Source organism: Bifidobacterium aesculapii (assembly GCF_001417815.1).
Lineage (GTDB): Bacteria > Actinomycetota > Actinomycetes > Actinomycetales > Bifidobacteriaceae > Bifidobacterium > Bifidobacterium aesculapii.
The window spans coordinates 1-14,116 of record NZ_BCFK01000078.1 but is presented as its reverse complement, the minus strand read 5'-3'; the positions used below and the strand labels follow the sequence as shown (position 1 = coordinate 14,116).

Genomic DNA, 14,116 nt, shown 5'->3' with positions numbered 1-14,116 from the left:
TTCTTAATCCGTCCATTTCCGCGGCACTTTCATCCCAAGCGCGTCTGCCGTGCTCCAAGCTCGTCGCTTCCATCCCAAGCTTGGAACGATAACGACGCTGACGGGTCTTCCAGCATCGCTTTTGTCCCAAGCTTGGAACAGTGCAAACGCACTTGGAATGGAAACGACGCCCGGACATGAAACGGGCCAACTCGGCAGGAACGGTACTTCCAAACGCCGGCATCGCACGCGACCGCCCCGCTTCCGCAAAACCCAACCCTGCCCTCGCCCAGCCACTACCTCACTTAGACCAGACCTACAGGCCATCCAACAAGCGCCGACCCGTACTACACGCAAGCCTCAGACCCGCCCTCGCTCGGCTACCGCCTCACTCAGGCCGACGCTACGGACAGTCCAGCAAAAACCGACTCGCCTAAGGCGAGACCCAAACCTACCCTCGCTCGACTACCGCCTCGCTCAGGCCGAGCCTACGGACAGTCCACCGGACTGTCCGCCTAACGGCTCGACCACCGGACTGTCCGCCTAACGGCTCGACCACCGGACTGTCCACTTAACGCGTCAGTCCAGCAACAACGGACTCGCCTAAGGCGAGACACAGACCCACCCTCGCTCGGCTACCGCCTCGCTCAGGCTGACGCTACGGACAGTCCACCGGACTGTCCGCTTAACGCGTCGCCTCCGGCCCAGCAATAACGGACTCGCCTACGGCGAGACCCAGACCTGCCCTCGCTCGGCTACCGCCTCGCTCAGGCTGACGCTACGGACAGTCCACCGGACTGTCCGCTTAACGCGTCAGCCCTTATGCGCAATGGGTTTCCATTGGGCTTTGGAGAAGATGGCCTGGAAGGAGATGGGGATGTAGGAGAGCATGTAAATAGGGAAGGCGAGCACGTAGGCAAACAGTTCCTTGTTCGTTGCTCCGATATGCCCGCGCTCCGCCACGATCGTGAGACCGGCGAGCGCCATCATGCCGAGCACGGACAGGACGATGCCGTTGGCCCAACCGGCGAGCGACCCCAACTGGCTTGCCCAGGAAACGAAACCGAAGGCGGCGAACAGCGCGCCAAGCAGCACGCGGGCGACGCCGAGCACGGTGAACGGACACAGCAGCAGCGTGAAGTCGACGGCGGAGAAATCGCGCTCGCGCACCGCGCGGCGGATCAACGAGGGCCCGTAGTAGCGGAACACCTGCAGGAACCCCTTGCTCCACCGCAGCCGCTGCCGCCAGCTCTGCGCGAACGTGACCGGCTGCTCGTCGTAGAGGATGGCGGTGCCGCAGTAGCCGACGCGGTCGCCGTGCAGCACCGAGTCCATCGTGAACTCGAGATCCTCGGTGAGCAGATGGAACTTCCAGCCCTTGTTGCGCTTCATGACCTCCTTGGAGAACATGAATCCGGTACCGCCCACATGGCAGCTGGAACCGAACAGCATGCGCGAGTTGTTGAGGAACCTCGATTCGCGGATGAACCACAGCGCCGACCCGGACGAGACCCAATTGTCGTTCAGGTTCACCGAATTGCGGTAGCTGGTCAGAATGCGGAAGCCTGACTGGAACGCCTTGTTCATCTCCTCGAAGTAGTGCTCGTCGAGCTTGTTGTCCGCGTCGAAGACGAAATACGCGTCGTAGGTGTCGGCCAATCCCTCGTCGACCATGTGGTCGAGCAGGTAGGTGAGCGCGTAGCCTTTGCCGATGAGCTTGTCGTTGTGGCGTTCGACCACGTGGCATCCCTTGGCGCGCACCACGTCGGCCGTGTCGTCGGTGCAGTTGTCGGCGACGAGCCAGATGTCGATGAGATCGGTGGGGTACGTCTGCCGGTGGATGCAGTCGATGAGGTTGCCGATGACCTTCGACTCGTTGCGCGCGGAGATGAGCACCGCGTAACGCTTGTCCATCGGCGCGTCCGGGAATCGCACCGGTTTGGAGAACAGCGAGATCAGGATGCACGCACCCTGATAGACCATGCCGGCACCGCCGATGACGACCAGCAGCACGTCGAGTACGGTGAGCAGAACCATCAGCGCCACCTCGCACGGGGATTGTCGGAGGAACCGGAATCGGAGGAACCGGCCGCATCATGCGTGTCGTCCGCGGAGGCGGGCGCGTCGGAACCGCTCGCGCCGTCGTCATCCTCGTCCCGCGCGGCCTCGTCCGTATCGCTGTCATCATGCGCGTCGTCATCCGCGTCCCGCGCGGCGTCATCCGCGCCGCGGCCCGCGAGTCCCTTCGCGGCGTTGCGTTTGAGCACGCCCTGCGGAATCGCGACGGTCGCGGAATCCTCGTCCGCGGCGCTCCCGCCGGCCACGCCGGCACCGGACTCGTCCCACGGGATCGCGTAGATCTCCTCCTGCAGACGACGGATCTCGTCGTTCATCGGCACGCGGCTCGTCGACCCCTTCGCCGCACGCGGCATATGCTCGACGACCGGGTGCAGCACGTGCTCGCTGAACGCTTCGGACGCGGCGACCACCTTCGACTTGCGTCCGACCGGATCGTTCATCAGCGGCGAATCGACCAGCTCGTAGCGTCGCGTGTACGCGCGGAAGATGGCCTGCAGCGAGGCGGTGACCGGCAGCGCGAGGAACGCGCCGAGCGCGCCGAACAGCGAACCGAACGCGAGCACGGACAGGAACGCGACCGCCTCGTTGATGTCCATCGTGCGGCGGGAGATAATCGGCGACAGCAGCAGGTTCTCGATCTGCTGGTACACGACGATGAACACGAGCACCGCCACCGCATACGTCCAGCCGCGGTTGCCCCACGCGAACAGGACCGGCAGCGCGCCGCCGATGTACGTGCCGACCGTCGGGATGAACTGCGAGACGACGCCGCAGAACAGGGCCAGCGGCAGCCAGTACGGCACGTGCAGCACTTCGAGGAAGATGGCGGTGCAGGTCGCGTTGATGAGCGCGAGGATGGAGCGCGAGAACAGGAACGAGGAGATCTGGTCCTGGGCGACCGTCCACACCAGCAGGAAGCGGCGCTGCATGCCCGGCGCCATCCACTGGCAGAAGGAGCGGCGCAGCTTCGGGCCCGCGGCGGAAATGTAGTACGTGGTCATCACGACGGTGAGCAGCTGCAGCAGGAACGAGAACAGGCCGCCGACCGTGCTGATCGCGGTGCCGGCGAAGTTGGTGACCCACGAGCTCTGGAAGTTCTTCAGCAGGTCGGATTTCATGATCTCGTTGCCGAGATTGTTCATATCGGGCATCTCGACGGCCATGCGTTCGACGACGAAGTCCCTGATCTGCTCGTACGTGCCGGGAATGCCGTTGATCATGGCGATCATCTGCTGGACGAACATGCTGCCGAACAGGGAGAACAGCACGCCGAGGACGAGCGCCACCGTCAGCAGGCCGACCAGCGAGGCGATGCTGCGCTTCCAGCCGTGACGCACCAGCGCGACCACCATCGGCTCGATGGCGAGCGCCAGGAACAGCGAGATGATGATGTCGAGCACCAGATAGGAGATCTTGCCCCACGAGCGCCAGCAGAAGGCGAAGACGATGATGGCGATGGCCACGTACAGCAGTGAGCGGCTGAACCATTCCGGGGGTCTGCGGGGATCGCCCTTCATCGGGAAAAGGGTACCGAAATCCCAACGTTGTTCGGTGCCCTCGGTCGAGGCTTGGTCGCGCGCGCTTTGGTTCATGGCCCCCATTGTAGCGACAGATGCGGGAGGCTCCGGTGTTCACCCGCTGTTCCCCGCGCGTACCCCGCACGTACCCTGTGGCGGGAGGGGCGGGGCGCCGCGTGTACGCCGGCGACATTATCCTTGGGAATCATGCTGAACGTCTCGATCGTCATTCCGGCCTGGAACGAGGCCGAGCGCATCGCCGACTGCCTGCTCAACACGATCCGGCAGACCGTGATGCCGTATGAAGTCATCGTCGTCGACAACCGTTCCACCGATGATACGTGCGCGATTGTCGAACGGTTCATCAAGGAGCATCCGGAAGCTCCGATCAAGCTCATGCATCAGAATGACGAGCAGGGGCTCATTCCTACGCGCAACTACGGTCTCGACCACGCCACCGGCGACGTGCTGGGGCGCTTCGACGCGGATTGCATGATCAAGCCCGACTGGGTGGAGGTGGTGTCCGGCATCTTCACCGAGGACCCGGAGGCGATGGGCGCGACCGGTCCGGTCATGTACTACGACATGCCGTCGCGGCATTTCGGTCTCAAGAGCGACAATTCGCTGCGCAAGCGCATCTACCGGGCGGACGGCGGCCAGCCGCTGCTGTTCGGCTCGAACATGGCGCTGCGCGCCTCGGCATGGCGGCAGATTTCCGGCGAAGTGTGCCGCGACAAGGCCGACGTGATGCACGAGGACATCGACATCTCCCTGCACCTGATGGGCAAGGGGCTGAAGACCGTGTATTCGCCGCGCATGATCGCCGGCATGAGCGCGCGCCGCATGGACACGTCGTTGAGCTCGTTCCGCAACTACATGCGCCGGTTCAAGAACACGTTCGACGCGCACCCGCAGCATTGGCGCAAGCACAAGCCGGAGATCCTGTTCACCGCCATGTACCCGGTGATGCACCTGTTCTACCCGGTGTGGCAGAAGGTGCTGGACTCGGCGGACATCAACCCGGCGGAGGCCGCGTGGATCAACGAGCAGATGAAGCTCGCCGAGAAGGAAGGCAAGGAGCTCTACGACGAGACCCCCACCGACGAGGAGTGGGACGAGAAGCACGAGTGACCCTCCGGTTCACGATTTCCCTTTCCACGGAATCATGATTTCCACGGAATCATGAACCGACGTCTGGTGCGAACGAACACGGCAAAGCCCGGAATCAGGCCGAAACCGATTCCGGGCTTTGTGCGTTTCCGTTCGTTTCCGGTTCACGGTTCCCCGGAGCAGAGGACCGTGAACCGGTCACATCACATCAGCGACTTGTAGATGGCGAGGATGTCCTCCTCGGTGGGCTTGCGCGGGTTGCCCGGTGTGCACACGTCGTTGAACGCGTCGTGCGCGAGCGGGGCCAGGTCCGCCTCGGTGGCGCCGACCTCGGAGATCTTCGTCGGGTTCTTCAGGTCGACGGTGAGCTTGTGGACGGCCTGCACGGCCTCCTCGCGCACCTTCTCCAGATCGCCGGTGTAGGCGTCCTCGACGCCGAACGCGTCGGCGATGTCGCGGTACTTCTCGCCGGTGTAGTCCTTGTTGTATTCCATGACCGGCGCGAGCAGGATGCCGTTGGCGACGCCGTGGGCCACGCCGAGGCGGCCGCCCAGCGGGTGGGCCATGCCGTGCACCAGGCCGAGGCCGACGTTCGAGTAGGCCATGCCGGTGATGTAGGAGGCGTACGCCATCTGCTCGCCGGCCGGAACGTCGCCGTCGGCGGACTTGGCGAGGTTCTTCGCGATCATGCGGATCGTCTGCATCGACAGGCAGTCGGACAGGCTCCACGCGCCCGGCGTGATGTAGCCTTCGATGGCGTGGGTCAGGGCGTCGAGGCCGGTGGCTACCTTGAGGCCGCGCGGCATGGAGTCGGTCAGGTCAGGATCGACGAACGCGACGATCGGGATGTCGTGCGGGTCGACCGCCACGAACTTGCGCTTGTTCGCGGTGTCGGTGACCACGTAGTTGATGGTCGTCTCGGAGGCGGTGCCGGCGGTGGTCGGCACGCCGAAGATCGGCACGGACGGGTTCTTCGTGTCCGCGACGCCCTCGAGGGAGAGCACGTCGGCGAACTCCGGGTTGGCGGTGATGATGCCGATGCCCTTGCAGGTGTCCTGCGGGGAGCCGCCGCCCAGGCCGATGAGGAAGTCGGCGCCGGATTCGGCGAACTTCTTCACGCCGTCCTGGATGCACTCGACCGGCGGGTTCGGCTTGACGTTGGAGAACACCTCATACGGCAGGCCGGCCTCTTCGAGGACCTTGGTGACCTTCTCGGCGGTGCCGGTCTCCAGCAGGACCGGGTCGGTGACGATGAACGCCTTGGTGAAGCCATGCTGCTTCGCGACGGCGGGGATTTCCTTGATGGCACCGCGGCCGAAGTAAGCGGTCTGGTTGAAAATCATGCGATAGACCATGAATATGCTCCTTTGCCTTGTCATTGCTGGGTTTTGTGCCGCTTGGCTCGTTCCAAATGACACAATCAATGACACATTTTCTTGTTGTCGGTTCCAGTATAGCGCCGTGCGCGTACCTGTCCCGCTATTTGCCATAGTGTGACGTAGCTCACATTTTTCGAGTGTGATGTATCTCACATTTTTCAAACCCGTCCGTCGGAAGGCGGTTTTTTGCGTTTTCCTCGTTGTACCGGGGTTTTCCGGGTTTTGCTCTCCTCGATATAGGGATAGTGACGCACGGGAAAGGCCCGTGAGTAGGTAGACAGAAAGGTTCTGACATGTCTGATGTTGTTTCCGCCTCGGTGTATTCCGGCAAGCTGACCCTCACTGCTGAGCAGTTCGAGCAGGTCTTCGGATGGCGCTTCTCATCCAACACGCGCGTGGAGGCCACTAGCCCGATCGTTGAATGGGAGGACAAAAAGCCCACGGATAGGAAGAGGCTTTTCGATGGGAGGCCCGCGTATGAGGCTCGCGGGCTGGAGGCGGCCGCGTTGGATCCGACCACCGGTGAGTATGAGCTTCAGGTGAAGGGTGTCAAGGTGCGGGTGCGTCAGCCGATGTCAATCCCCCGGCGCACCGATTTCGTGCCTGAGGGAAGCGTGACGGTGACGTTCTCGGCCTTCAACAACACCTTGAATTGCTCGGTGCTCGTCGACAATCTTGTTCCGGCTCAGAAGCCGCAGGCCAAGTGATGAAGCAAGGGAAGGGGCTGGCTGAGGCTGGCCCCCTTCTCGTAGGGAAAGGCCATGAGATGACCGCTGAGTATGTTGCTTTGCCGTTCGACGTGAACTGCATCTACCCCTTGTCCGTCTGCCTCAAAGGCACCGGCGTTTCGGTGTCCGAGTTCGTTGAATGGGCCGATCGGAAGGGCATCCCTTCTCGCTCCTATCAGGCCGATGGTTCGTATGTTGAAAGAACTGTTGGGGATGATGCTTTTCAAGCGCTTTTCGACCCGGTGGGGGTGCTGAACGCCGTGGAGCAATTGAAGATGGAGCGCGGAGCGCGACTGGAAGATGTGGAGATCGAAGAGTGATGCTGTTTCTGGTCGGGTTTGTGTGTGGTGCGATGGCCGCTTTGGTCGGTGTCGCTGTGGAAAGGAAATGCCATGGGAAAACCAAGGCAGGACGGGAAGGAAGCCGTCAAGTTCTGGATCAATCCGTCCCTGAAGGACGGTCTGTATCGGGACGTAGGCCGGGGGCGTCGATTCGAGACGCTGACCGAGCTGATGATCTGGCTGTGCGAGGAGTACGTGAACGGCCAGGAGGAGGCCCCTCAGCGCCGGGAACGGATGCCTCAGGGGAACCCGAACGGTCTGGAGTCGGTGACGTTCGATTCACCCGAGCCGGTTTCGAGAAATGGAGAGAGGCCTACCGGGCAAGTACTGCGCAAGCCCCGGCGTCGCATGAGTTTCGGGGAGGAGAGTGGCAATGAGTATCGGTGAGTGGCTGACGCACCCGCGCCCGTCTGATCCGTCGTGGTGGACGACGTGGGTCACCGTTCCCGTACCGGGCTGGGTGCTGGGCCTGATAGCCCTTCTCGTTCTGGCCGTTGTCGCATGGGCCTGTGTGTCTCAGTCGGATGAGCTGAAACGCAAGGAGGAGGCCAACCGGCGCTATTGGGATGAACGCGATCGTCTTGAGTCTGCGGAGCGGGAGAAGCGCTTCGGTTTGTGAGTCGGCTGGACACCTACGAGACTACGGCATCTTGACGGTGTTGTACGTATCCCCGCGCGTAGGTGGAGCGCCTCGCTATGACGGGTCGCGCGTATTGGGGGAATGAGCTGGAAGGGGCCGGGTCATCGACGCCGGGGCTATGCGTGGTCTTGCGAGACTGGGCTGGTGTCGGGCCGACGCCCGGCCCTCGTCCTTGGAAAGGAGAAGGGATGTATGAGATCGACGGGGTGCTGTACCTGTCAGCGGCAAGTTTCGCGAGGCTCCTTGGCCGGGATCCGTCACGTGTGAAGCAACTGCGGATCGCCGGGCGCTTCGATGGATGGTGCATCAAGCACGGCGGTCGGTGGCTGTACAGGCTGGATGAGGCTCAGGCCTTTGCCCGTGAACGGGGAAGGTGAATACATGGATCCGGCTGGTGAAGTTGCCACGGAGCGCCGCCGCCGTGCGGCGGCTGGCCTGAAAGGCCTTGCTACGTGGCAACTTCATACACAAATGCTGAAAGCCCTTGTGGGAGTAGGCCTCGCGGGGCATTGGAACTTCATACACATTTGCCCTGAACTTCATACACATTTGCTCAACTTCATACACAAAGAGGCCTCGATATAGGACTGGGCAACACAAGAAAAGCCCCCCGGAGATTGGGTCTCCGAGGGGCAACGAAATGAAAGGTTTCGACATGAAGAAGTATATCCGGCAGGACGATGGATCAATCGTCGTGAAGCGCGTGGAAGGCCGAGGTAGGGGCAATACGGCACTCCCGGTGCCGTGGGATAGCCCGGAAGATGATTTCGATGATGCGGAGTCCTTGGGCTGGCGCTGGCTATATGCCGAGGGATGCCGTAGCGTATGCGACAAAGCGATGTTCCGTCCATCTGCATCTCAGGCCGCAATCTCAATGCAGAAGGATCTGGACGGCAAGGAAAATCCCCGATACTTGGGTCGTCAATGCCAGTCGTTCTTTCTGACCGTCCCGGTATGGACGCTGGGAGGGGTGGATGAGACGTATCCCAAGGATGACGCACGTCGGTACGCAAAGGCTGTTTCAAGGCTGAAGGCCATTCTCGATAGGGGCAAGGATTGGGAATGGGAGTTCCAGATCGAGCTTGGATCGAACGCTGAAGATGGAAAGGCCCCCTATGCTCATGCACAGATGGTCGTGTACACACCACGGATAGACGGCTCAAAATTCCTGAAGTACTTTCCGTATGACGTCTATTGCCGCAAGGTGTCGAAGAAGAAAGCCGCTGACCTGTATTGCAGCAAGGAGGCTACGCGGGTCGCTGGCCCATACACGTCGGATGGGTTTGTGATGGGAGGCAAGCAAGGCCAAAGGGAAGATCTCGTGGCTCGCGACGAGGCACGGGAAAAGGCCTTCGAAGGCACGGATCCGGATGATTTGATAGCTCAGAATTTGTCGTTGACGACATATGCAAGGGATTTGGATAGGGCTTTTGCGGCTGGCATGAAGCATCGGGCATGGCATAGCGGCATGAGGGACGTTGGTATCTTGTGCCTCGTGGGAAAGCCGGGTGTGGGAAAGACGCTGTATGCTGGCTGTCTCGCAAAGCGCCGGGGGCGGTCATACTTTGAAGCGCAGGGTGAGCATCCGTTCGATGACTATCTCGGTCAGGATACGGTCATTTGGGATGATTTTGGCCGTGGCTGGATACCACCGCTGGGAGATGTTTCAAGATGGTACAACGGGCGACCGGGGACGAAGCTCAGCGCAAGGTATCATGACAAGTATGCCCTTTTCTCGTTGTTGATCGTTTCGTCCAATGCTCCTATGCGGGATTGGTATTCGGAAGAGGATCTGGCCCATGACGGGGATGGTGTTTTGGAGCGTCGAGTCTCAACGGTGGAAGTGACGCTGGATGACGATTTCGATACGGTGCGATTCAAGCAAGTGTCGGGGCCGGTCTGGCCTGACCTACCGAAAGAGGAGAGCATCCTGTCCATGATGCAGGAGCTGGGCTATTCCGAAAAGCGGCTGGCCGAGCAGAGAGCGAAGCGGGACGGACAAGTAGCGGATCTGCAAGCGAAACAAGCGAAGGCACAAGCCGATGGAGATTGGGATGAGGTGTGATTCCCGCTCGTAGCGGCTCCGATGTGCTGAGCGTGTTCGGTTTTCTGCCTCGCCGGGTGTCGAGGTGCGGGATGCGCCCTCGGGCCGAGGAAAGGAACGAACGGACAAATGAGGTGGCCTTTGCCGGAGTCCTTGCTTGTCCGTTCGTTCCGTCGGCCCGTTTCGGGTGCGTCCGTGGCCTCGGCTGATCCGGGTGTGGCAGGGGCCGGGGTGCTGGTCGTGTAGGGGCCGCAGACGAGCGGGGTTGAGGAACGCTGAAATCGAACTATCAACCAAGACAAAGCACATGCTTGACGCTGATGAAGGGTCGGAACGTTGAGAAGCGATTCCGGCCTTTTTCGATACCCTGTACGGGCATGGGCTGGAATTGGTTCTCCGGCTCAGGTGGTCTTCCTCCGTATCTGGCTCGTGCTTTGCCTTGGCTTGAGACCACTTGCGAGTCTGTGTAGCTCCTCCACTGTGTCTTTGGGCTGGACCGGTCCGGTGATGTGGATCGGCTGGGACTTTCGCTTGCGCTGGTCTATCCATTGGGCCGCTATCCTGTCTTTGTCCGGTTCACCGTGGTAGAGCAATGCGTCATCGACAAGCTCGATGGCCTCGCGTCGTTTTGCCTTCGTGGTCTGGGTATAGCGGTCGGTCACGCTTGGCCGGGCATGGCCCAATAGGTCTTGACGCACGGCAAAATCGATGCCCTCCATCTCAAGGATGCTCGCGAAAATATGTCTATTGTCGTGTTGTCTCCAGCGATACGGGGTATAGCCTCCCTTGCTCCATTGCGTTTTGTCGAGCGGTTCGGATGGATGAAGCCCGTTGTAGAAGGCTCGCTGGATGATGTTCCATTGCTCCCCCGTATAGCTGGGCTTGAGCGGGGTTCCTCGTTGGGTATGGAACACAAGATCGTTCGGGTCTGGATGCGCCGGGCGTATGGCCAGTAGTGCATCCTCTACACGTCGGGGCATATGTACGGTTCGCTGGGATGAGTCGGTCTTGCCGTAGGGCTGTTCTCGACGCTTTCCCCCTACCTCGATGACGGTACCCTCGACACGTATCGATTCGTGCGTGGCGCGCAGATCCACGCAACCCCACCTCAGACCGCATACCTCACCGCGTCTCAGGCCGCATACAAGCTCGATGAGGAAAAAGGCATACCAGCGTCGGTGGTAGGCATTGTTTGGGTCGCTGAGCCAGTAGAGCAGACGTCCCGCATGACGGATCCAGTCCTCCACGTACCGCTCTTGGGAATCGCGTACCTTCGGCTTGCTTTCGATCCTGAGGTACTTCGCGGGGTTCTTTCCCCTTGGTAGCCATCCCATACGCTCGGCATAGCCCCAGATGCCTTGTATGAACCTTGCGACGCTAGGGTGTTCGTCCACGATGGCCTGTAGCTCGTCCGTCGTGTATTCCGCGATTGGTTTGTCTGGACGCTCGGCACCGTTGGGTCGTAGGTGGTTCTTGATCTCACGCTCGTAGATGTCGCGGCTGGAATCCGCTATGTTCTTCAGATCCTTCTCTTCCCACCAACCATCAATAGCCTCGGATAGACGGTGCTTCCGGCTCCGTACCGGGCGTGGGGTTTCGAGCCGTCGCTGGACGTTCCGTTGCAAGGCAAGGATAGCGGCCTGCCGCGCGGCGTCCTTCTCGATCTGCGGTGCATCATCCGCTGGCCGAGGGGCGAACCCCGTGATGAATCGACGCCGCCCTTCAGCGTCGTAGTAGTACCGCACTGCCTTGTATACAGGCTTCGAGTTGTTCGTCGTCTCGATGATGCAGTCGTGCCCCGCGAGGCCGTCCTTTTTTCGCATGGTTTGAGCGTATCACAATGACACAATCAATGACACAAAAAGTTGCGCTTTTGCGCAACGTCAGGAAGAAGAAAAGGCTATTTTCCAACAATTCAGTATATGGGATGCAAAATCATGCGATAGACCATGTGTGCTCTCCTTTAAGCATGTGCTCGTTTCTATGCAGTTCTCGATGTGCGGGGCACACACACCGGTGTATCTCCCGCGACGTCTCCCCAGTGTACTCGTCCACGTGAACGTTCACTGCAAACACGCTGGAGATGTTCCCATACCGCTGTTCCGCACCGCTGTTCAACACCGTTACGAAACGGTCCGTCAGGGCGGTCGTCCAGGCACCGCCCCGGCCGATAACCATACGGATAGCGGCGTTTCCTCCAAAAAACGCGGGACTAAGATGAACCTCGGATTTGGGGCGGTTAGGACCAAACCCATGGCTTCGCATCATCATGCACGCATCGTATGGAAGAAGGGAAGAACATGGCGAATGGAAAGTCGATGACGGTCGGCGAGATGGTGGGACTGTTCCTGAGCGATGAGGCGCCCGTGCGCGTCGACGCGTTCGACGGATCGCACTTCGGGCGCGCCGACGCGCCGCTCAAGGTGCGCATCACGTCGCCGAACTGCATGTACCAGCTGCTCACGCACCCCAACGAGATCGGCGTCGTGCGCGCGTACGTGCTCGGCGACTTCGATGTGGAGGGCATCGACTACGCCGACCCGTACCCGGCGCTGCGCGCCCTGTTCTCGATGGCCAAGTACGTCAAGCCCCTGACACCGCTGTCGGTGGCGCGCGTCTCCGCCGGCATCCTGAGCCACGGGTACCGCAAGCCTCCGGTGCCGGCCACCGAGGGGCCGAGCAAGTTCGACCGCATCAAGCGCGGACTGCTCCCCCACACCGAGAAGGCCGATTCGGAAACGGTGAGCTTCCACTACGACATGTCCAACGAGTTCTACGCCGACTTCCTCGGCCCCTCGATGACGTACACCTGCGCGGTGTTCGAGAACGAGGACATGAGCCTTGAGGACGCGCAGGCGAACAAGCTGCGCCTCATCCTCGACAAGCTGGGATTGCAGCCCGGCGAGCGTCTGCTCGACATCGGCTGCGGCTGGGGTTCGATGGTCATCACCGCCGCACGGCGCGGCATCAAGGCGTTGGGCGTCACCCTGTCCGAGGAGCAGGCCGAATACGCGAACGCATGGATCGAGCGCGAGGGGCTCACGGATCTCGCCGAGGTGCGCGTGCAGGACTACCGCGAGGTGCCCGAGCGCGATTTCGACGGCATCTGCTCGATCGGCATGATGGAGCATGTGGGCGTGAAGAACTACCAGAGCTACTTCGAGGAGATGTTCAAGCTGCTCAAGCCAATGGGACGCCTGCTCAACCACCAGATCACCATCAGCCACGACAAGCCGGACGGCAAGCCCGGCACCGATGAGTTCCTCGACCGCTACATCTTCCCGGACGGAGATCTGGGCGCGCCCGGATTCATCGAATCGTGCATCCATGACGCCGGCTTCAACGTGGTGCATCAGGAGAACCTGCGCCAGCATTACGCATTGACGTTGCACCATTGGAACCATAACCTCTCCGAGCATTGGGACGACGCGGTGAAGCAGGTCGGCTTCGAGCGCGCCAAGGTGTGGGGACTGTACATGGCCGCGTGCGCGCTCAACTTCGAGCTCGACGGCATCCAGATCCACCAGTTCCTCGCCGTGCGCCCGGACCGCGTGGGCCACCCGGACGGCAAGTGGTACCCGCTGCGCCCGTGGTGGAAGGCGTGAGCGCCGAGCGCTGACGGCCGTGGCGTAATCACATCGCATCGCAAAACGCGCCCCGCCTTCCAATCGTGGAGGCGAGGCGCGTTTTGCGATGTGCCGGTTCCGTGTTCGCAGCCGTGTTCGCGGATGATTCTCAGAACTGGATGTAGTCCACTTCCTCGTGTTCCCCGGTCTCGAGGTACTTCGCAAGATCCTCCGGGCCGGCGAACACCATCTTCACGGCCTGGGCGACCATGAGGTTGACGCGGTCCATCGGGGTGAGTTCATCGCGATAGCCGTATACCGGCTTGCCGAGCGCGTAGGCGTAGCCGATTTCGAACATCGTGCCGGCATCCTCGTCCATGAGGTTGGCGATGACGGCGTCGGCGGCGTTGATGCCCGCGATGTCGTCGGCGAAGCACCCTTCCGGCCCGACCTCCTCGATCTGGCTGACGAAACGCGGCTTGAACAGTTTCCTGCCGTGATCCTCCAACGTGCGCTCCAGCCGCTCCATGCTCGACGCCTGCTCTGGGTCGAAGAACGGACCGGCCACATAGAAATCGTAATGATCGTGTTGCGTATCGCTCATGCCCACCATTGAAACGCCGCCGCCCCCGCATGACCGCCGCATCGTTCACTGTGCGGACGAAAGCCCATAATATGACCACGATGTGGAATACTCCCCTTATTCGGCGCGATTTTGGTGCGCAAATCGGGG

General features: G+C 61.2%; 13 protein-coding genes. 8 read left to right on the top strand and 5 right to left on the bottom strand.

All coding sequences use genetic code 11. The features are described 5' to 3' along the window. Nucleotides 1–792: 792 nt before the first annotated feature. Together BFAL_RS10340 and BFAL_RS10335 are read right to left on the bottom strand one after the other, a co-directional pair. Entirely contained in the window at nucleotides 793–2,016 is a 1,224-nt protein-coding gene (locus BFAL_RS10340) for a glycosyltransferase family 2 protein (protein WP_055428296.1), read from the bottom strand. Continuing rightward, nucleotides 2,016–3,650, bottom strand: coding sequence for an AI-2E family transporter (locus tag BFAL_RS10335; protein WP_055428295.1), 1,635 nt, complete (start codon nucleotides 3,648–3,650; stop codon nucleotides 2,016–2,018). Before BFAL_RS10335 ends, BFAL_RS10340 begins: the two co-directional genes overlap by 1 nt. 75 nt (nucleotides 3,651–3,725) lie before the next feature. Between BFAL_RS10335 and BFAL_RS10330 the strand changes: the two genes are divergently transcribed. Then, nucleotides 3,726–4,706 (top strand): glycosyltransferase family 2 protein, encoded by a 981-nt coding sequence (locus tag BFAL_RS10330; protein WP_503089874.1) that lies wholly within the window; start codon nucleotides 3,726–3,728, stop codon nucleotides 4,704–4,706. A gap of 182 nt (nucleotides 4,707–4,888) precedes the next feature. On the opposite strand, the gene fucO is transcribed toward BFAL_RS10330, so the two are convergent. Beyond that, a complete protein-coding gene (fucO, locus tag BFAL_RS10325; RefSeq protein WP_055428293.1) occupies nucleotides 4,889–6,040 on the bottom strand; it encodes a lactaldehyde reductase in 1,152 nt (383 codons plus the stop codon). A 317-nt stretch (nucleotides 6,041–6,357) separates the two neighbouring features. On the opposite strand from fucO, the gene BFAL_RS10320 reads away from it, so the two are divergent. The 6 genes from BFAL_RS10320 (at nucleotide 6,358) to BFAL_RS10295 (ending at nucleotide 9,838) form a co-directional block, all read left to right on the top strand. Further along, entirely contained in the window at nucleotides 6,358–6,771 is a 414-nt protein-coding gene (locus tag BFAL_RS10320) for a hypothetical protein (protein ID WP_055428292.1), read from the top strand. 59 nt (nucleotides 6,772–6,830) lie between these two features. After that, entirely contained in the window at nucleotides 6,831–7,112 is a 282-nt protein-coding gene (locus BFAL_RS10315; RefSeq protein ID WP_152973655.1) for a hypothetical protein, read from the top strand. 72 nt (nucleotides 7,113–7,184) lie between these two features. Then, on the top strand, nucleotides 7,185–7,520 hold the full coding sequence (locus BFAL_RS10310; RefSeq protein WP_055428290.1) for a hypothetical protein: 336 nt from the start codon (nucleotides 7,185–7,187) through the stop codon (nucleotides 7,518–7,520). Then, complete coding sequence (locus BFAL_RS10305; protein WP_055428289.1) at nucleotides 7,507–7,752, top strand: hypothetical protein; 246 nt, start codon at nucleotides 7,507–7,509, stop codon at nucleotides 7,750–7,752. The genes BFAL_RS10310 and BFAL_RS10305 overlap by 14 nt, the downstream gene beginning before the upstream one ends. Before the next feature lie 209 nt (nucleotides 7,753–7,961). Next, nucleotides 7,962–8,150: a hypothetical protein gene (locus BFAL_RS10300; protein ID WP_055428288.1), complete on the top strand. Its 189-nt coding sequence runs from the start codon at nucleotides 7,962–7,964 to the stop codon at nucleotides 8,148–8,150. 263 nt (nucleotides 8,151–8,413) lie between these two features. After that, the gene (locus tag BFAL_RS10295; protein ID WP_055428287.1) at nucleotides 8,414–9,838 is read left to right on the top strand and encodes a P-loop NTPase family protein; all 1,425 of its coding nucleotides are present in this window, start codon (nucleotides 8,414–8,416) and stop codon (nucleotides 9,836–9,838) included. A 380-nt stretch (nucleotides 9,839–10,218) separates the two neighbouring features. Here BFAL_RS10295 and BFAL_RS10290 read toward each other — a convergent pair whose 3' ends face one another. Next, on the bottom strand, nucleotides 10,219–11,640 hold the full coding sequence (locus BFAL_RS10290; RefSeq protein WP_055428286.1) for a site-specific integrase: 1,422 nt from the start codon (nucleotides 11,638–11,640) through the stop codon (nucleotides 10,219–10,221). A gap of 477 nt (nucleotides 11,641–12,117) precedes the next feature. Between BFAL_RS10290 and BFAL_RS10280 the strand changes: the two genes are divergently transcribed. Beyond that, nucleotides 12,118–13,422, top strand: a complete 1,305-nt coding sequence (locus BFAL_RS10280) for a class I SAM-dependent methyltransferase (RefSeq protein WP_055428284.1) — start codon at nucleotides 12,118–12,120, stop codon at nucleotides 13,420–13,422. Nucleotides 13,423–13,552: 130 nt separating this feature from the next. On the opposite strand, the gene BFAL_RS10275 is transcribed toward BFAL_RS10280, so the two are convergent. Further along, the gene (locus tag BFAL_RS10275; protein WP_055428297.1) at nucleotides 13,553–13,987 is read right to left on the bottom strand and encodes a nucleoside 2-deoxyribosyltransferase; all 435 of its coding nucleotides are present in this window, start codon (nucleotides 13,985–13,987) and stop codon (nucleotides 13,553–13,555) included. Between the last annotated feature and the right edge of the window lie 129 nt (nucleotides 13,988–14,116).

Bases quoted from the DNA above. Each gene is read 5' to 3' on its own strand.
- BFAL_RS10335 (WP_055428295.1), bottom strand. From the start codon at position 3,650: ATGAACCAAAGCGCGCGCGACCAAGCCTCGACCGAGGGCACCGAACAA.
- BFAL_RS10290 (WP_055428286.1), bottom strand. From the start codon at position 11,640: ATGCGAAAAAAGGACGGCCTCGCGGGGCACGACTGCATCATCGAGACG.
- BFAL_RS10305 (WP_055428289.1), top strand. From the start codon at position 7,507: ATGAGTATCGGTGAGTGGCTGACGCACCCGCGCCCGTCTGATCCGTCG.
- BFAL_RS10280 (WP_055428284.1), top strand. From the start codon at position 12,118: ATGGCGAATGGAAAGTCGATGACGGTCGGCGAGATGGTGGGACTGTTC.
- BFAL_RS10320 (WP_055428292.1), top strand. From the start codon at position 6,358: ATGTCTGATGTTGTTTCCGCCTCGGTGTATTCCGGCAAGCTGACCCTC.
- BFAL_RS10315 (WP_152973655.1), top strand. From the start codon at position 6,831: ATGACCGCTGAGTATGTTGCTTTGCCGTTCGACGTGAACTGCATCTAC.
- BFAL_RS10295 (WP_055428287.1), top strand. From the start codon at position 8,414: ATGAAAGGTTTCGACATGAAGAAGTATATCCGGCAGGACGATGGATCA.
- BFAL_RS10340 (WP_055428296.1), bottom strand. From the start codon at position 2,016: ATGGTTCTGCTCACCGTACTCGACGTGCTGCTGGTCGTCATCGGCGGT.
- BFAL_RS10310 (WP_055428290.1), top strand. From the start codon at position 7,185: ATGGGAAAACCAAGGCAGGACGGGAAGGAAGCCGTCAAGTTCTGGATC.
- BFAL_RS10275 (WP_055428297.1), bottom strand. From the start codon at position 13,987: ATGAGCGATACGCAACACGATCATTACGATTTCTATGTGGCCGGTCCG.
- BFAL_RS10300 (WP_055428288.1), top strand. From the start codon at position 7,962: ATGTATGAGATCGACGGGGTGCTGTACCTGTCAGCGGCAAGTTTCGCG.
- fucO (WP_055428293.1), bottom strand. From the start codon at position 6,040: ATGGTCTATCGCATGATTTTCAACCAGACCGCTTACTTCGGCCGCGGT.